This window comes from Paenibacillus sp. FSL H7-0737, assembly GCF_000758545.1.
In the GTDB taxonomy this organism is placed as follows: Bacteria; Bacillota; Bacilli; order Paenibacillales; family Paenibacillaceae; genus Paenibacillus_AQ.
Map to the genome: position 1 here is coordinate 843236 of NZ_CP009279.1, position 18596 is coordinate 861831.

An 18596-nucleotide genomic window follows, 5' to 3' on the forward strand; every position below is an offset into this window, starting at 1 on the left:
CTTTTTATTTTGCAGATTACAACGAGTATTTTGCGGATTACAACGAGCATCAAAAAACAAAAAAATATTGGTTTATGATTTCAATATAAGTAATGAAAAGTGAAATAGGAGGATGGAAAAATTGTATTTCACGGATAGAGTAATGGATTTCCAGCTTGATGATGAGAGTATCTTATTAATAAATACAATCTCTAGTGCATTTGACATTATTGATTCCGAAACTTATGGACGGATTGAGGAAATAAAGAAGGGATATTCCAATTTTGATGATAAAGATGAGCTGATGCAAACTTTAATTAAAAGGGGTTACGTGTTTGAACAAAAAGAGAAAGAACAAGAATTCATAAGAAAGTATGCTGATATACATCAAAAGTATATTGAGAAAAATTTAGTTCGCAGCTTTACAATTTGTCCCACGATGGGTTGCAATTTAAGATGTACCTACTGCTTTGAGGGAGACGAGAATCTAAGTAATAAAAAAGTAATGACTGAAGAACAATTAACTATAATCCTTAATTATATTGATACTTGCATTAATACACAAACAGAGACTGACACGCCAAAAACATCGATTTCCTTGTTTGGAGGAGAGCCCTTGTTACCTCAAAACATGCCAATTGTACAAAAGACACTTGATTTTGCAAAGGCAAGGGATATCGAAGTAAGAATTGTAACGAATGGAACAACAATAAAATACTACAGTAAACTCTTGAAAATGTATGATAACGTCATCATTCAGATTACTTTGGATGGTTCAAAGCCTATTCATGATGTCAGACGAATTGGAGTGAGTGGGAGAGGAACCTTTGATCTCATCGAATCAAGTGTTGATTTACTGACTGAAATGAAAATAAAAACGCATTTGCGAACAAATATAAATCAAGATAATATCGATTCTTTAAGCGAATTAATTCATTTTATCAAGAAAAAGAAATGGGTGGAATCGGGTTATGTTTATCCTTATGTAGCGCCCGTATTAGATTATTGCGATGGTTCGAATAATTCTATGAAAGAAAGTGAGTTGTACGCTAGAGTTCTTGAAATTGAACCATCTCTAGGATCTGAGGATTCAATTATTAAAATGGTCGTTTCTCCATGTGTGAATTACTTACAGTCTTTCTTTGATTCAAATAATCAAATGAAACCTTGGAAACTAAATTATTGTGAGGCTACTTCTGGTGGTAACTTAGTATTCTCTCCCGATGGGAATATTTCTACTTGCTTAATGTTAGCAGGTAAGGGGCATCATCAAATTGGTTCCTATGACGAGGAAAGTGTAAAGCTTGATCCAAAACTTGAGGGAATGTGGAAAGATCGAACCATACTACGAATTCCACAATGCAAAGAATGCAAATACGGTCTGATTTGTGGTGGTGGTTGCCCTATAGCAGCCATAGACATAAATCAGGATATTGATTGTCCTGTATGCAGTGATATAGAAAATACAATGAAAGCCTTTGTGAATACCAGAAAGCGTGAAATTCTGCAAAAGGTGTGATGAGCATGGAGGGGTTGTTACAAGTAAAGCAATATGAAACTAGACAAGAACTTGATGTAGACGGTAATAGCTTTTATATATTATCGTTTGATCAATCTAGCCATATCAAAGTATCACCTAGAGCAAAGGAAATCATTGATAAGTTAGATGGAACGAACACCAATGATGAGATTATTAATGATCTCAATGCAAAAGGCATTAGCATTACAGATAAGGAATTTGATTATTTTATTAAAAAATTTCTTGTTCCTAAAAATATGATGGCCAATTCCTCTAGTAAATCTGGTGAGAAAAAAAAAAGCTACCTTTGGTTACACCTTCCGATCATTGAGTCTTCGAAGTTTCGTGGACTATATTCAATACTGAAATATCTACTCTATAGTCGATGGGTTGTACTCCCATTGCTTATCATTGTGAGTATTTGTGGAGTATTTTCGGTGATACATCTTTCAAAATATCCAACGGACATTTTCAATACCCTGAACACTATTCTTGTAATTTTTTTAGTGTATCTCTCCATGTTTATTCATGAGCTGGGGCATGCAACAGCAGCTTATAAGTACGATGTTAGCGTTGGGAAAATAGGTATCGGAATTTATTTAACCTATTTTGTGTTCTTCATTGATATGACAAATACTTGGCGGTTAGATAAACACAAAAGAATTATCAATGATGTCAGTGGGATGTACTTTCAAGTCCTCACTACGATTCCAATATTTGTGTGTTATATGATATCACATAATATTTCTTTACTTATCGCCATTGTTCTTATTCTAATGACGTCGGCGATGAACCTTATACCATTTCTAAGAATGGACGGATACTGGTTGTTGTCGGATTATCTAAATGTTCAAAATATTCAGGTTAAGGCATTTAAATCAATCAAAGAGATGGCTGTAGAAATAATAAATGCAAAGAGAGCAAGAAAAATGGATGAACACTATTCGATCAGTAAATCTGTATATGTGTATGGTATTTACAGTAGTGTATATGTACTTACTACATGTTTGATTATCCTGTCACTTCTGTATTCTGTCATAGGGTTAATTCATAATCATGATTTGTTAATTAACAAATTTATATCCTTACAGCAAAATATAATACATGGAAATATATCTAATGTTTTAGTTGATCTAAATAACCTATTTATTCTGTTTATACCGGTGATTTTTGTTGTTAGCCTGTTAGCATCCTTCTTTAAAAGACTGTACCTCACTTTGAAAATTAAAGGAGGCTTGAAGGCATAATGATTGAGTGTGTAAATGTTAAAAAAGATTTTAGCACTGATAAAAATGTGCAGCACGTTCTAAAGGGAATAGATTTAACCATTGAGCAAGGCGACTTCATCACCATAATGGGGAAATCGGGAAGTGGAAAAACGAGTTTTTTAAATTGTATTTCACTGTTAACGGAGGTAACAGAGGGTCAAATAATCGTTGAGGGTAGACCTATTGATACCAAGAATAGAAAAGAGATTGAACAGATCAGACAAGATTACATTGGACTTGTATTTCAAAATTCAAATCTAATTCCCTGTTTGTCACCATTAGAAAATTTGATTATTGCTATTCATGAAAATTTATCATATGCAAACAAAAAGAGTCGTGCAATGGAAATGCTAGAAAGAGTGGGATTAACAAGCAAACATAGTCATAAGACACCAACACTTTCTGGTGGGGAAATGCAAAGAGTCGCCATTGCGAGGGCCTTAATTAATAATCCCAAGATGATTCTATGTGATGAACCAACAGGAGCTTTAGACGCTACCACTGGTAAGAGCATAATGGACTTCCTTCTAGAAATGAGTGCTTCTTATAACAGTGCATTAGTGATAGTTACTCATGATCATTCCATTGGAAGTCTGGGTAAACGACAATATTTAATGAATGAGGGGTTGTTAAATGAAATATAGAGAATTATTCAAACTCTATAATCTTAAAAACCTAAACCAAAATAAATGGTCAATGTTTTTTATAGCCCTTTCAATCGTAATTACAATGACCGTTTCACTTATTTTGCCTCAAATAAGAATGAGTAAGCAGGAATACATTAATCAGGCTATGCAAGAATCTAATCCTGCTGATCTTGTAGTCACACAATCTTTTCCTTCTAAGAGTTTTGATAAAGCTATTAGCGCATATAAACAGGAAGGTATTCAAACCTCCGTTGTTCATTCAGCACCTGTCTATCTTGAAAATGAAAATAACAAAATGATGCTTTATCTTCTATCAGGTTACGAAAATTTATCCGAGGATGAGGTTGTAATCTCTGAAGGATTGGTCAACAAGCAGCATTTAAATGTAGGAGATACAATCCAACTAATAGGAATTAAGGAACAAGACAAAGCTTTAAAGATCACAAGAATAGAATATCTTCCTATTGATGTTGTGGATGATGCCCAGGTTTCTGGTTATATAAAGACTAAAAATTTAGAGTCCTCCTATCATTCTGACGCTGGATTAGTATTTATTTCTGGTAAATCCGGAGAGTTATTGAAAAAAGAACTGCAAACCATGGAGTCTGGTTATAAATACAAAACAATTGAAGATAGAAGAAATGAATTATTCTCAGACTTAGATAAACAGATTATGGCTTTGAATTTGATTAGTACAGTGGGGTACTTATTAGCAATCGCCGTGTTGATTAGTGGGATTACGATGTTGATTGTGAGAAGCCAAAAAGATATTGCTACGTTAATGCTAATTCCTATCAAGATGAAGGACATTATTAAGGCAATGAAATTAGAGATCAATATTTTGATCTTTACCCCATTAATTTTGTCCGTTATTTTCAGTATTCCACTCGCTAAAATGATTTTAGCTGCGGAAGATATTAGTGTTAATTACACAGCCGCTTATATGATAAATATTCTTAAATTTGTAGTCTTTAATATTTTTGTATTCCTTTTGTACAGAAATGTTGCTCTAAAGTATATGGTCAATCTAGATCCTGTTCTTATTGTCAAAGGAGATCATGGTCTCCCTAAAAGGAATAGGCTAAGAAATTTTGGGATTATTCTATCTCTCCCAGTTGTCTTTTCCGTATATGCAGTTTTATTGGGTAGTGGTACATCCATGGCGAGTAACTTTATTTTATTAATTACGTTATGCGCTATTTTTATAGGGATATTACTGCTCATTGAGCTGATTACAAGACTTCCAGTATGGAAATATCATCGTAGTACCTTATATACATTTAAAGAAATCAAAAAAAATAAGCTCGTTTTTGTAATAGGGATTTTAAATTTAACCATGATGCTTTGGTTTATTTTAATAGGCTTTGGACTAGCAAATACCTTAAAGGAATCTGTTGATGTAGGATATGAACAATCCTTACCCTATAACTATTTAATGAAGACAAGTGATGAAGAGGCTCTAAATAAGGTGTTGGTCAACTCCAGTGATATAAAGACATTCACGATAATGCACTATATGGATGCAAAGATAGAAAATGATAAGGTCTCCAACAAACAAGTTCGTATCAATGAAATTGATCAAAAGAATTATACATCAAAGTTTAAAATTACCGAGGGGCAAGATGTCTTTGAAGGAAATCCAAGAGAAATACTCATTTCAAAAGCATATGCAGACGCCTATAAAATCAATATTGGAAATACCCTAGAAATTACGAACGAAAAGAAAACTGAGAATTATAGAGTAAAGGGAACATACGATTCTGCTGGTATCAATAATAATTGGATCTTGAAAGCTTCCGAAAATCAATATAGCGATACAATTTATTTGGTAAGAGCAATAGATGATGGATTCCTTAATGAAGTGAAGGATAGCTATATTGCTAACATGAATGTAGTAGGAGATTACCTGTTATCTAAAATGGATTCATTCTTAACTAGTTTTAAATATATCTGTTTTCTTTTCATCATGGCAGCAGTCATATTTAACGTTAATTTACTTAGTTTAATGAATGATCTCAATAGAAAAGAGTATGCAATCATCCGGTCTTTAGGCATAGGTAAGAAAATTCTTGTGAAGCAATATGTGATCAAAGCCATAATTAGCATAATATGTTCGCTTACGATGTCGTTGGTTCTATTTTCTGTAGTTATATCCGTTGCTGTTTCAGCCATGTCCAATGGGAATGTAGTTATTGATGGAAGTATGTATGTATTTATTATATTAATATCTGTTTTCTTTGTCCTTATAGGAAATATATTCCTTAACAGTAGGGAAAATAATGATTTAGAAGTGATTAGAGAATGAAATTAATTATTCATACGACAAATGCGACAACTATTGTTACTTTTCTATAGTAACCAAAATAAATATGAATGTTGTATGTGAAATCATTTATGCAAATGTTTCAATTGTTTCAGTTAATTCAAATTGAAAGGAGTGGAAGGTAAATGCAATCTTTAAACGCTACAGAATCCCTTTGGACTGATGAATCCGTAGAAAATTTAGAAACGAGAGAAGAGTATGGCTGTTTCTGCTTCTCCATTTGTTTCTCACTGTGCTTCTGCTTCTGTTTCTAATCTAGACTATATATTTCTAACTGGTTAGGTTTTCTTGGTAACAATAGTTGTGATATTCGTTCAAAGCAGTTAACCAGTTAGAAATATGAAAAAAACAGTATGTTAGTACTTTTAAGCAGGAGCAAGGGGAGTAAACTTGAACCTGCTTAATTATTTTTTTGTGAAAAGTAAGGAGGGAGAACGTTATGATTCCATTAGTTGTATTAGTTGTTGTATTTGCTTTATTGACTATAACGCTATCATGTCTATGGCTCTACAACGATTGTTTGTACCGAGGGATAAATCCTTGGATTTGGGTATTCTTAATGATTGCGACCACTCCCATATTGGGATTCATTTTATATTCTCTTATTGGAAAAAGAGGAATATCAATTACGGGTAAGTCTAGAAAGAATAAGTATATAGGATCTGCGGTTTTTATTACTATACTGTTGCTTATCTTTTCAAGTATCGGATTAGCATTTTATTCAGTGACATAGGTAGAAAAGTTAGATTCAAGCTGACAGTGCTCTGTAGAGTTTCTACAGAGCTTTTTATTATTGTTATAATTCATTTCAATATTTTACCGCCTATGCTACTATATCTACGATCATAAAAGGAATAATTTAGAAGAGTAGGTGGGTTTCATGGAAATCGGTGCTATAGAATGGGATGGTGGCATTGAGATCGTAGCTGGCATTCCACAAGAATAATTGGATATATACAATCACCCGAAAGGAAGAATTGCTCTTGAGAACCCCTATAACTAATGTAAACTGGCTTGAACACCATGAAATCATGGATGAGCTACTCTATCATGAAGCCAGCTTAACCACGCATCCGATGGATGATGGCTTTGAAGCTGAGGTTCTAAAGATCAATCTAGATCGGGAAAGCTATGTCTTGAAAACATGGAGTAAGAGCTCCAAACCAGATGTTCAGTTTCAATACCGTTTATTGGAGGTCCTGTCTGAACAAGGGGTAGCCGTCTCTAAACCAGTGGGTTGGGGAATCAATCCGGACGGGAATAAGGTGTTGTTAACAAGCTTTGACGGAACGCCAATTCATAAAGTGAATAATAAGACAATGAAGGAGCTCGCGAGCATTTTAGCCAGAATTCATCAAATAGATATCGCTGAGCTGGAACATATACAACTACCTAAGTACGATTTCATCGACTACTTTTTTCCTGAAGTGAGAGAGCATACAGACCATAATCAAGCTGTGATTTCTCTAGTGGAGCAAACGCCTATGAGACAAGATCGTATCATTCATGGAGATTTTCATTTAGGAAATATAGTAGAGGAACAACAGCGATTTACCGTCATCGATTGGACGAACGGCCAGTTGGGAGATCCTAGATATGATTTTGCATGGTCATTTATTCTGCTGAAAATCCACATCTCTGAGCGTTACGCTGATATGTTCCGTTCTGCTTATCTATTGGACAATTTTATGGAGCAGGAAGAGCTTGAGGTGTTCTAAGCATGGGCTTGTCTAAGATGGATCTTACTGAATAGACGAGGCAGTACACCTAAAGGACCTAATGTATCGAAGAGGGTAAAGAGCATACTAGGAAGTAATCGCTTCCTGAAAGATTTGGATTTCCAAGGGTTTAAATGAACTTCATCTTAAAAAGAATTACAATACAGACCGCAACCCTTTGCGAGGGAGGCGGTCTATTTACGTTTGTTCGCTGCTTTCATTCAATATTCAGTTTGGGTGTTTATAATGCTTTTTATGAATCGGGGGATGTGCTTGTATAGACTTCGACTGTGAAAAGGAGGTTTTCCATGGTAAGGGCAATTCAAAAAACATTGTATCTCATACTGGCATGCTTCATAGGACTGTTTATCGCTTCCTCCTTTTTTATCCGGGCGAAATATAATTATTTCGTATATGGGGACACGCCAGTTTTGGAGAAGCAACAGCTGGGCCTTTTTATTCTAGGGATTGTGGTGGTGCTGGCGTTAAGCGTTATTTTGTATAAAATATGCCTGAAGCTTAATCAGTACAGTTGGAAAATCGTAATTCCAGCCATATTGCTATGTTCCTTTTCCATTCAGATCGTGATCATTTTTCTATTTCCTCGCTTGCCGACGGATGATTCGCAGACGGTGCTTTCACTGGCACTCGATATGCTGTACAGAAATGATTATTCATCTTTTGACACGACAGGTTATCTGCATATGTTCCCGTTTAACTTCTCGATTGTTGTGTACTTAAAGACGTTGCTACAGTTATTTCCGGATAATTACTTGGTGATCAAAGTATTCAATATTCTTTTTACACTGTTAACCTCGTTAATGATTTACCTGCTGTACAAAGAGCTCAAGGGTAAGTCTAGGGATCATGATTATGGCATTCTCGTGTTTGCCGCTACCTATATCCCTTCTTTGTTTATGAGTAATTTAATTTATAACGATGTGATCGCGACTGCCTTTTTGACAAGTGCTTTATATTTTGCTGTAAAATTTATCAAAAGAAAGTCCTTAAAGGATATTGTCTTCGCAGCCATCTTCCTGGCAGTCGGCAACTATTTCCGAAGTATCGGTGTTATTTTTCTGATTGCTGTGGTAGTCAGTCTATTGTTCAACATGCGTGCGATCGGGGTAAAAAAAGCTCTAAGCGCGTTGTTTATTACGGCTTTATTGTTTGATGTTCCAAGCTGGACGCAAAATGCTGTGCTGCAGGCGACGAATGTCGTAGATGAACCGATTAACGAAAATTCCGCACCGGTCTATATGTGGCTGAATATGGGGATCAATCTGGAGACGTTTGGATTCTGGGATAACTGGCAGAGCTATACGATCTATCAGCAGGATGCCAATTATAATAAGGCAGAAAGTACGCAGCTATTTAAAGAGGAAATCAGTCATAAACTCTCCGAGGCGAGCCTAAGGGACGTAGTGAAAATGTATTATAAAAAAATCGTTTGGACCTGGACAGAAGGAACATACCAGATGGAACGATATGGACTTGGGAATGATGGATCATCCAGTAACGGTGGAAGAATAGGCTTTGTCATGGACCGTTATAGCTACACTAATGCTGCTACGGATCTATTTAAGGGGGATTCGAGCTACCGCAGCGGGCTGCTGTGGTTGTTGTATGTCCTGAATTTTCTGATGTATGTTTTTATACTCGTTCGCTTAATCGGTGGAATAAGAGCCAAAAGATTTGAAGAGACCTCTTTGATTCTTGTGGTGTTGGGCTTTATCGGATTTTATCTACTATGGGAGATTAAGTCTCGATATATTTACCCGGTATATCCGCTGCTGATCGTGTTATCCTATATGGGTTTTAAAGATGTATATGATTATATGTTAAAAAGATATTTTCCACGTTGACCATGTTTGCTCGGAAAGAGGGGGTTCAAAGATGCGGATCAAGCGATATCTCGCTTTGCTCATAGTAGTGCTTAGTTGTTCCATGGTGCTCGTCTCCTGTGACGCCATCACCGCTCAGAAGATATCAAGTACAGATTCTGGTTCAAGGGCGAACGGGGGACAGAGCTTTAACGGTGGCCGGGGTAAAGATGGAGGTAGCTCTCCCGGCATGAATGGCGGGACAAGAAGAAACGGCAGCCAAGGTACAGATGGAGGAATTAGCGGGCAAAGTGGGCGACAGTGAACAAATTTCATGAACTTGCCCCAAGCCTACGAAGATTAAGTGTGATAGGATAAGATTACATTTAAATTCCCCGCGGGGGTAAGAAAAGAGAAAAGGGAGCAACATGAGAATCATTATATCGCCTGCTAAGAAGATGAAGATGGATACGGATTTTATGGATTGCCGCCAGATGCCGCAATTCATAAGCGAGTCGCAGACTCTTCTGGCCTTATTACAAAAGTTGAATTATGAAGAAGCCAAATCGCTATGGAAATGCAATGATGCCATCGCCACGCTAAATGTGGAACGGATTCGGGATATGGATGTAACACGGAGTCTTACACCGGCTATCTTTTCTTATGAGGGTATCCAGTACCAGTACATGGCACCTGGGGTACTTCAAATGGAGGAGCTGGAATATCTTCAGCAGCATTTACGGATATTGTCTGGGTTCTATGGAATCGTCCGGCCGTTTGACGGCGTTGTTCCGTACAGGCTGGAGATGCAGGCTAAGCTTAGCGGACCAGGTTTCAAGTCTATCTATGAGTTCTGGAACAGGAAGCTTGCAGATCAGCTATTTTCGGAGACTGACATCATTCTGAATCTGGCCTCCAAGGAATACAGCAAGTGCATCTCCCCGTATGTTGGCGGAAACGTTCGAATGATTAGCTGTGTATTCGGGCAGGAAATCGGCGGTAAGATCGTTGAGAGAGCGACTTTGGTTAAGATGGCCAGAGGTGAAATGGTGCGTTTCATGGCTGAGCGGCAAATCACCTGTGTGGAGGATATCAAAGGCTTCGACGGGTTTGATTTCAGCTTTGCTGAGGAGCTGTCGAATGAGAGTACGTATGTGTTTATACAAAAAAAGAATGAATAGAGTTAGTAGTGCTACGGGTAATCTTGGAGGTGGTTGAACAACCAGCTTCAGGGTTACCTTTATTTTTGATTAGCGAAACTAAATGGGGAATTCTAGTTTTTTAAAGGGGATAGATTGCAGTATAGAGAATAAAGTTCGGATGGAATAAGAACAGGTGAAAGAGGAGGGCTTATGATTTTTAAAAGAGATCCATTGGACAAACAGAGCTTACTTAAAGAATTGGATTCACTAGGCTATTCCGACAGAGTCAAAAAAGTAGCGATATTAGGCCGTGATCATCTTGGATCTGTCCAGTACTCCCAATTACTAGCCTCCTTGCTGGAGGATGGCGTTTATGAAGCACGTCTTGCCTTAATCGGTGCCATTGCAACACATGATGCCCCTATTATTCTGTCAGCCCTGCGGCATCCCATGGCAAGTATCAGAAATACGGCTGCGGGTCTTTTGGCAAAGGTGGCTTCAGATACTGATATTGAACGTGAGCTCCCACATTTATCATATGATTGCCGCCGTAAGCTGCTGCACAGTATTTCACAGATTAACCGTCAGGAATTGGCGGAACGTTTATTGCCTATGGTGTACGCCCGGTGGGGAGCGGAGGAAGCCGCGATTATATTGCAGGCCTGTTATTCGGCAACGGTAAGTAAATGGCTTGCTGATATCGGATATGCCATAAAAGACTGGAAGAAATTATCCAGCCGACATCTTGACGTAGTAGCGGAATACTTTGCAACAACACTGGAAAGCACACCACTCAGGGAAAAAGGCTATGTCTGGTGGAGATTCTCATCAGCTATGGAGATCCTATGCAATCTAAAGGCGGATCTGGTACTTGCGTGTGCGATGAATCATGGACCCGAGGGTATCATACATCCTGCGTTAAAGGAACAACTTGGCACGCTTGTACGCCAAAATCCGAATATAGTGTATCAGCTGCTGACTCGAACGGAGTCGCGGAGCGATCTGATTTCTTATGGTGTGCCTGAAGGTGTTCTAAAAAGAAAAAAATATTTATCCATGGAGCAATGGATTGAGATAGCGAAATTACTCGCAGATCACCCGATGCATTTAGCGAAGTTGCTGCATAATATTGCACCTTCCAACCGCCAAGTGATTTTTGATGCCGTGTATGAAGAAGATAAACGCCAAGACCGTGTTTTTCCGGAAAGATTACTTTATATATTACCGCATGCCTTGCGTGACAAGGAAGCCACCCGGATGCTTGGCCTTCGTGAAATCAATGATGACCGGGAGAGAACAATCAGACTCACCGCTTGCCGTTCTATTCTTCATTCAAGAGCGGGGCTTGAACAAGCAACAAAGGTATCCAGTTCAGAAGAACGTTCCACGGCGCTTATGCAACTGATCAGAAGTACGGTTCTGTCGAGACAGGGTATGCATGAGACTTTGGTATTTTTGGGCCGGATTAGAAATGAGCAAGATCCTGTTCGAGGTTTTGTGTTTAAGGAGCTTTCAGAAAGTCCTGCATCTGTGTTCACCGATGCCCATGTACAAGAACTTACTATGCTTGTTGATAGTGTTATAGATGCCAGAGATACTTCATATGGTACGAAGTTTTCCGTTCAACAACTGGCATTTGCTATTCTCCGGCATAACGCATTAAATCCTCACAGTGAGTTGTTCAAGTTCTCTTTAAATACGATCCGGAAACTGGCCCAGCAGAACGGACAGCTTTCACTTCCATCGTTGGAGAAGAATTTACCCCAAGGAGTAGAAGAGGTCATCTTTGATGAAATCTATACATTAGCTGTACAGGGTAACAAAAGAGAAGACTACAATCTGGTGCTTAGCCTGGCTAGCTCATTTGGTAAAAGAGGTTACGGCATCATAAAACTTCAGAATCTGTTAAAGGAAGCAACGAGGGCAAAGGCAGATTCTACAGCCATACAAGCGGCCAGATACTGGCTTGCGCCTCGTACAACACGTGATGCCAGAGTTAAGGAATTATTAGCTTTAGATAAATCGTATATTACGATCCATGAAGTATTCCAGCATCTGCATCTGAAGCGTCAAGAATGGCTCGATCCTTTTATTTCAGGGGCTGTCATTAAGGGCGAGTTCCTATCAGGCAAAACTATCTATCTTGTGCCGGCCGCGGATGGATTCCACAGATGGCTGCCACGTCAGCAACAAGCATTAAGTGCCTTATTAGAAAAAATTGCATACGATGCCAAACGTAATCTTTGGGAGCGTGCAAGAGTTATTAAGATCATGGCAAGCATGCCTGATCTCGGTTCGGATAGGTTACTTGGGCTTATGCAGGATAAGGAAGTAACTGTAGTAGAAGCTGCACTTCATGCCTTTTCACTTATGGAAGAACCGGAGAAGGCACTTCCCATTCTGCTGGAGAATCTGGATGGGGACCGGGCACGTGTAGCCATGTACTCGATACCTAGATGCATCCGCAGGGTGAATCCGGTGTTACTGGTTACCATGCTGAAAGAGCTTCTGAATCGGGATAAGCTGAAGATCACTGTCAGAAAAGAGGGCATCCGCTTACTGGGTGCTTATAGAAGCGATGACAGCATTCCGCTATTGATGAACGAGTTCGAGAAACCAAATGCACACAAGGATGTAATCATTGCCATAGGGCATGCTGCAAAACAGCTTTTAGATGATGAGCGCGCTTGGGAGATTTTAAGTGCAATGGCTGCTTCATCAGAAAGTGATATCGCAAGAAGCTTGTTATCCCAACAGCCTAATGATCTTCCGCTAGACTATAGACTTCGCTATTTAAAATTAATCATTGAAATCGGAAATCATCCGGATGGGTTTGTCGGCAAGTATGCTTTCAGTTCTATGATGCGGTGGACCAATGGAAATGAAGACATTGTTGCAGCTGCCACCGCTCAGGCTATTATGGATTTGGAAGACAGCAACAGATGGGAATTTGCCATGAACACGCTAATACAAACCTGCCGCGATGGTAAGATCAATGAGGTTGTAATCGGCGTTTGTCAGAAATTAGCTAGTGCGGCGATAAGGGATGAATGGAATGCAACTACCAGTAGAGATTTGCCTCATCGGCAACGTCTCCTGAAACTTATCAACCAGCTGAACGCTTTGCCAACAATCACCCGGGTGCACCTTAAACCTTTGTATACGGGATTGATTGAGTGTCTAACATCGGATGAGACTTTACAGCAAGTTGTGATGAAGCTGTATATAGCAGTAATAGACTGGAATAATGTGCAGGAATCCGCCGCTTATCTGAATCAGATGGTTAACTGTATTTCAAATCAGCCGCAGCTGTTGAGCGACGCCTACAAGCAGGTTGCTTATAATTTAAAAGACAGCACAGGCTACTGGAGTCCGGAGACCTTATTGGAAATTGTAGATGTGCTAGGGTCTGAGGGGAGTTACGAATCTCAGTATATTGGACTTTCGTTGCTTGAGGTTGCCGGAAGTGCTCTACTCTGGAGTCCAGAGCCTGCAGAGCGTTTGAGGGTGTACAGAAATCACACGAATATTGCGGTTCGCTCACTTGCGCTAAATATTTGGACGGTGATAGATTAGTTTTCATAGTTTTAATAAAATATAAACACCAAAAAAGCTCAGGCTACAATTCGGCCTGAGCTTTTTTGGTGTTTATTCAATTAAGCTTCCATCTTCTGCGCCGTATAAAGGCGGTGGTAAAGCCCCTTTTGTGCGATAAGCTCATCATGTGAGCCGCTTTCTGCGATACCTTTGTTAGACACATACATAATGCGGTCGCAGTTTTTTACGGTGGACAGGCGGTGCGCGATAATGAATGAGGTACGTCCTTTAAGGAGCTCATTCAGACCTTTTTGCAGCAAACGCTCAGTCTTCGCATCGATCGATGAAGTGGCTTCATCTAATATGAGAATTCTCGGATCAGCCAAAAGCGTTCTCGCGAACGAGATGAGCTGCCGCTGTCCCTGAGACAGCTTGGAGCCACGCTCGTTGACCTCCGTCATGTAGCCTTGATCGAATTCACGGATGAATTCGTCGGCGCACACGGCTTTCGCCGCAGCAATCACTTCTTCCTCGGTGGCATCGAGTTTACCGTAACGAATATTGTCCAAGATCGTACCGGAGAAGATGAAGCTGTCTTGAAGCATAATCCCCATCTGGCTGCGCAGGGACTTCAGCGTAACCTGCGAGATATCCTGATCGTCGATAAGAATCTTACCGCTAGAAATATTATAGAAGCGCGAGATCAGATTGACGACTGTAGTTTTGCCTGCACCTGTTGGTCCCACTAGAGCGATGCTTTCTCCCGCTTTGATCTTAAAGGAGATATTCTCCAGAATATTGAGTCCTGGGTCATAGGCAAAGGTCACATCGTCGAAAGTGACATGGCCCTCTACAGGCCGCAGTGTCTTCGCATCCGGAATATCACTGACGGTAACGGGCTCATCCAGCGTCTCGAAGATACGCTCGAGATAGGCAACGGCGTTGATGAAGTTATTGTACAGGTTCGAAAGATTCAGAATCGGCTGCCAGAAGCGGGCAGCGTAGCTGCTCATCGCCAGAATGACGCCGAGGGTCATATCTTGTGGACTCAGTGTTAGTAGGCCTACAAGGAAAATCAATGATGTAACGATCGTAGACAAGTTGTCTACGGAGAACGGAATAAGTAAGTTGTAACGTTGAGCCTTCATCCATTCTGTACGGAAATTACCCGCGAGACGTGTGAAGATTCCTTCGTTGCGTTGTTCCCGGGAGAACATTTGCGTCACACCAATACCGCTGATACTTTCTTGCAAATAGGCGTTTAGGTTGGAGCTTTTATTGGATACTGCTTGCCAAGCCCGGCGTTGCCGAGTTTTGATCAGCATCATGATGACAAAGAATACTGGCAGCCCTGCAAGGATGACAAATGATAGACGTACGTCAACAGCGAACATGAAGGCTGCGATAAAGAGCAAATTCACGATTTCTAGAATAAAGTTGATAATACCGTTGGATAACACATCTGAAACGGCGTTAACGTAGTTTACGACCCGGATGAGAATCTTGCCTTGCGGACGGTCGTCATAATACTTGAAGGGCAACTCTTGCAGATGCTTAAACAAATCTGTACGGATGTCAAAAATAATATCCTGCCCAACACTCGTCATGATACGTGAACGTATGGTAGCGAGATAAACGCTGACCACAATGGTCAGAAGCATCAGTCCAGCCCAGCCCAGTAGCGCAAGCTTCGCTTTTGCCGGAATGGTCACGTCGATCACATGCTGCATGATCAGTGGAGCTGATAGTGAAATGGCCGCTGAAAGTGCACTGAGGATAAATGCAACAATCATTGGCGTTTTCTTTCGTTTGATGTATACCATCGCACGCCGGAAGTGTTTTATATTAAACGGCGATTCCAGATTCTCATCGACGTCGAATTTATTCCTTGCCACTTGCGGTCACCTGCCTTCCAATACCCTCGTTCTGCAGTTTAAACACATCGTAGTAGTAGCCCCGTTTCGCTAGCAGTTCGGCGTGGGTGCCTTCCTCAACCAGCTTCCCGTTATCCAGAATGAGAATACGGTCAGCCTGCGCGGTCGTAGATACACGCTGCGCGATAATAATCTTCGTGCAAGGATAATCCAGCTCGCGTAGACTTTTCTGAATATGCTCCTCTGTCTCAAGATCGACAGCAGAGGTCGTATCATCCAGAATGAGGATCGGACGGCGAACTGCCAAAGCACGTGCTAAAGCGATACGCTGTTTTTGACCTCCGGATAAGCCGACTCCTCGTTCTCCGACAACGGTATCATAACCTTCAGGCATTTTGGTAATGAAGTCGTGTGCGGCTGCGAGCTCGGCAAAGCTTATCGCATCTTCTTCCGGAAGATCAGGATCACCATAGGCGATGTTTCCATCGATAGTATCAGAGAACAAGAGCACATCTTGGGTCGCCATGCCGATATTATCACGCAGTTCATCGAGCTCCAGCTTTCGGACATCAACGCCGTCGACGAGTACACGTCCTTCGGCTACGTCATAGAAGCGAGGAATCAGGTTGATGATTGTTGTTTTGCCTGATCCGGTCGAGCCCATGATTGCTATGGTTTCACCAGGTTCTACGGTAAAGCTAACATCGTCAAGTACGATAGCGCTGTCATATTTGAAGCGGACATGATCGAACTCAATACGGCCTTCGTAACGGCGTTTGTCAGTAGACATATGCTCGTTTACGATATTAGGCTTTGCGTAATAGATATCAATGATTTTGGACAAGCTCGCAAAAAAGCGCTGAATGTCGTTGATAATAATACCAATGTTGCGCATAGGGTTGGATATAGCCCAGATCAGTGAAGAGAAAGCTGTAAATTCACCGAAGGTGATCCGGCCGTTCATCAGGAACAAACCACCTGCCAGCATTAGAATGACGTTGAAGCCCTGAGCGAAGGATTCCAGAAAAGGAAAGTAATCAAGCCATACAAGGGCGGCCTTTTTGTTCGCTGTAGAGTAATTGACATTCTTCTCCGTAAATTTTTGAACTTCGAACTCTTCGCGGGCAAAAGCCTTAACCACACGGTTGCCTGAAATATTCTCCTGAGTAGTCGTGTTAAGCTGGGACAGCCGCTCACGCAGGTCAATATACATAGGACGGACGCGTTTAGCGAATATGTAAGCCACGATAAAAATGGGCGGTGACAGGATTAGCATCCACAGCGTTAGCTGAGCATCTATAGTGAAAAAATAGATAACAGCAGCAATGAAGATCGTTAGCGATTCAATGATCGTTTTGAAAATCCATGCCATCGAGTGCCGAACCATGTCCAGATCCCCGGTCATCTTGGTCATGAGATCACCGGTACGGTTACGGTCGTAATATTCTCTGTCCTGTCCTTGGATCTTGTTGTACAAAAAAATACGGATATTGTACATCATGTTTTGCGAGGATCTTTCGTACTGCATAGTTGTAATATAAGCAAGTCCTGTGCGCAGTAGAGAAAATCCAATCATGCCCAGACAGAGCATAATCAATAATTGCCGTTCTTGTGTAAGATTCTGCAGCGCATTGTCACCTGCTATAAACGTATCGACAATGCGCTGACTGATGTAAGGGTTTACAATCGTAAGACTTGAACCCACTACTGAGAGGCAGAGCGCTAGAATGTATCGTGTCCGGTTGCCCTCTAAGTTCTGCCATAGCCATTTCAGTTCGAACATCTGATCACCTGTTTCTGATTGTTCTTGTTCTTTCACTCTTGCCTGAAAAGAGTGAATAAAACAAAGTGATTATAACATTATCAATTGACTAAGTATCGTTTACGGTAAAATTTCCTTGTTACATTATTGTTACAAAAAAATGAACTTATTAATGATGTGAATTTATCCTTGAGTAATGAGGGTTTGCCATTCGGGCTTGGGCGTTCTAATTATGATAAACTGAAACAATGTAAAGTGATTAGGCTTGGTTTGGATAGAGACAGGAGGATGGAGAATGAGCTTTGTTGCTGTCAAAAATGAGTACAAGCGTTACAAAATGGGTGAAAGTGTGATCGTTGCCAACGACGGAATTGATTTTGAGATAAATAAAGGTGAGTTTGCAGTGATTGTCGGCCCCAGCGGTGCGGGCAAATCGACGGTGCTTAATATTCTTGGCGGGATGGATTCTGCTGACGAAGGCCAGGTCATTGTGGACGGTACGGACATTGCCAAGTTCAGTGCCAAGGAGTTGACGGGCTACCGCCGCAATGACGTGGGTTTTGTGTTCCAGTTCTATAACTTAGTGCCGAATCTTACCACACTGGAGAATGTTGAGCTTGCTTCTCAGATTTCCCCGCGTGCACTAGATGCGCGTAAGGTGTTGGAGGATGTGGGATTAGGTGCACGGCTGGATAATTTTCCGGCTCAGCTGTCTGGTGGTGAGCAGCAACGTGTCGCTATCGCCAGAGCGCTAGCTAAACAGCCGAAGCTGCTCCTCTGCGATGAGCCAACTGGTGCGCTAGATTACAATACTGGTAAGCAAGTGCTTAAGCTGCTTCAGGATACCTGCCGTAACACAGGCACTACGGTCATCGTAATCACGCATAATTTGGCGATTGCGCCAATGGCAGACCGGGTTATTGAGATTAATAATGCTAAGGTACGGAAGATGGTAACCAATCCTTCACCAGTATCCGTTGAAGATATCGAATGGTAAGGAGAAG

The 18596-nt window shown here is 40.6% G+C and carries 12 protein-coding genes; 10 read left to right on the plus strand and 2 right to left on the minus strand.

All coding sequences use genetic code 11. The annotated features are described in order from the left end of the window. Positions 1-112 precede the first annotated feature (112 nt). The 9 genes from H70737_RS03710 (at position 113) to H70737_RS03755 (ending at position 13995) form a co-directional block, all read left to right on the plus strand. A complete protein-coding gene (locus tag H70737_RS03710) occupies positions 113-1498 on the plus strand; it encodes a radical SAM/SPASM domain-containing protein (protein WP_081951029.1) in 1386 nt (461 codons plus the stop codon). Between the two features lie 5 nt (positions 1499-1503). Beyond that, on the plus strand, positions 1504-2745 hold the full coding sequence (locus H70737_RS03715) for a zinc metalloprotease (RefSeq protein ID WP_042184875.1): 1242 nt from the start codon (positions 1504-1506) through the stop codon (positions 2743-2745). Continuing rightward, positions 2745-3410, plus strand: coding sequence for an ABC transporter ATP-binding protein (locus H70737_RS03720; RefSeq protein WP_042184877.1), 666 nt, complete (start codon positions 2745-2747; stop codon positions 3408-3410). Before H70737_RS03715 ends, H70737_RS03720 begins: the two co-directional genes overlap by 1 nt. Then, positions 3400-5718, plus strand: a complete 2319-nt coding sequence (locus H70737_RS03725) for an ABC transporter permease (RefSeq protein ID WP_042184879.1) — start codon at positions 3400-3402, stop codon at positions 5716-5718. Before H70737_RS03720 ends, H70737_RS03725 begins: the two co-directional genes overlap by 11 nt. A 1001-nt stretch (positions 5719-6719) precedes the next feature. Continuing rightward, complete coding sequence (locus H70737_RS03735) at positions 6720-7454, plus strand: aminoglycoside phosphotransferase family protein (RefSeq protein ID WP_081951030.1); 735 nt, start codon at positions 6720-6722, stop codon at positions 7452-7454. A gap of 308 nt (positions 7455-7762) precedes the next feature. Further along, entirely contained in the window at positions 7763-9319 is a 1557-nt protein-coding gene (locus H70737_RS03740) for a glycosyltransferase family 39 protein (protein ID WP_042184883.1), read from the plus strand. Between the two features lie 31 nt (positions 9320-9350). Next, entirely contained in the window at positions 9351-9602 is a 252-nt protein-coding gene (locus H70737_RS03745) for a hypothetical protein (protein WP_042184885.1), read from the plus strand. A gap of 103 nt (positions 9603-9705) precedes the next feature. Next, positions 9706-10458, plus strand: coding sequence for a peroxide stress protein YaaA (gene yaaA / locus H70737_RS03750; RefSeq protein WP_042184887.1), 753 nt, complete (start codon positions 9706-9708; stop codon positions 10456-10458). Between the two features lie 171 nt (positions 10459-10629). After that, on the plus strand, positions 10630-13995 hold the full coding sequence (locus tag H70737_RS03755) for a hypothetical protein (protein WP_042184889.1): 3366 nt from the start codon (positions 10630-10632) through the stop codon (positions 13993-13995). Positions 13996-14075: 80 nt separating this feature from the next. Here the strand turns inward: H70737_RS03755 and H70737_RS03760 are convergent, their stop codons facing one another. Both H70737_RS03760 and H70737_RS03765 read right to left on the minus strand, forming a co-directional pair. Further along, positions 14076-15851 (minus strand): ABC transporter ATP-binding protein, encoded by a 1776-nt coding sequence (locus tag H70737_RS03760; RefSeq protein WP_042184891.1) that lies wholly within the window; start codon positions 15849-15851, stop codon positions 14076-14078. Then, a complete protein-coding gene (locus tag H70737_RS03765; RefSeq protein ID WP_042184893.1) occupies positions 15838-17613 on the minus strand; it encodes an ABC transporter ATP-binding protein in 1776 nt (591 codons plus the stop codon). The genes H70737_RS03760 and H70737_RS03765 overlap by 14 nt, the downstream gene beginning before the upstream one ends. A gap of 274 nt (positions 17614-17887) precedes the next feature. Here H70737_RS03765 and H70737_RS03770 point away from each other — a divergent pair, with 274 nt between their 5' ends. Continuing rightward, a complete protein-coding gene (locus H70737_RS03770; protein ID WP_042184895.1) occupies positions 17888-18589 on the plus strand; it encodes an ABC transporter ATP-binding protein in 702 nt (233 codons plus the stop codon). The last annotated feature ends 7 nt before the right edge of the window (positions 18590-18596 follow it).

What these genes read in the sequence shown, in the direction of transcription:
- H70737_RS03715 (WP_042184875.1), top strand. Translation starts at nt 1,504, where the DNA reads ATGGAGGGGTTGTTACAAGTAAAGCAATATGAAACTAGACAAGAACTT.
- H70737_RS03710 (WP_081951029.1), top strand. Translation starts at nt 113, where the DNA reads ATGGAAAAATTGTATTTCACGGATAGAGTAATGGATTTCCAGCTTGAT.
- H70737_RS03740 (WP_042184883.1), top strand. Translation starts at nt 7,763, where the DNA reads ATGGTAAGGGCAATTCAAAAAACATTGTATCTCATACTGGCATGCTTC.
- H70737_RS03770 (WP_042184895.1), top strand. Translation starts at nt 17,888, where the DNA reads ATGAGCTTTGTTGCTGTCAAAAATGAGTACAAGCGTTACAAAATGGGT.
- H70737_RS03720 (WP_042184877.1), top strand. Translation starts at nt 2,745, where the DNA reads ATGATTGAGTGTGTAAATGTTAAAAAAGATTTTAGCACTGATAAAAAT.
- yaaA (WP_042184887.1), top strand. Translation starts at nt 9,706, where the DNA reads ATGAGAATCATTATATCGCCTGCTAAGAAGATGAAGATGGATACGGAT.
- H70737_RS03725 (WP_042184879.1), top strand. Translation starts at nt 3,400, where the DNA reads ATGAAATATAGAGAATTATTCAAACTCTATAATCTTAAAAACCTAAAC.
- H70737_RS03755 (WP_042184889.1), top strand. Translation starts at nt 10,630, where the DNA reads ATGATTTTTAAAAGAGATCCATTGGACAAACAGAGCTTACTTAAAGAA.
- H70737_RS03745 (WP_042184885.1), top strand. Translation starts at nt 9,351, where the DNA reads ATGCGGATCAAGCGATATCTCGCTTTGCTCATAGTAGTGCTTAGTTGT.
- H70737_RS03765 (WP_042184893.1), bottom strand. Translation starts at nt 17,613, where the DNA reads ATGTTCGAACTGAAATGGCTATGGCAGAACTTAGAGGGCAACCGGACA.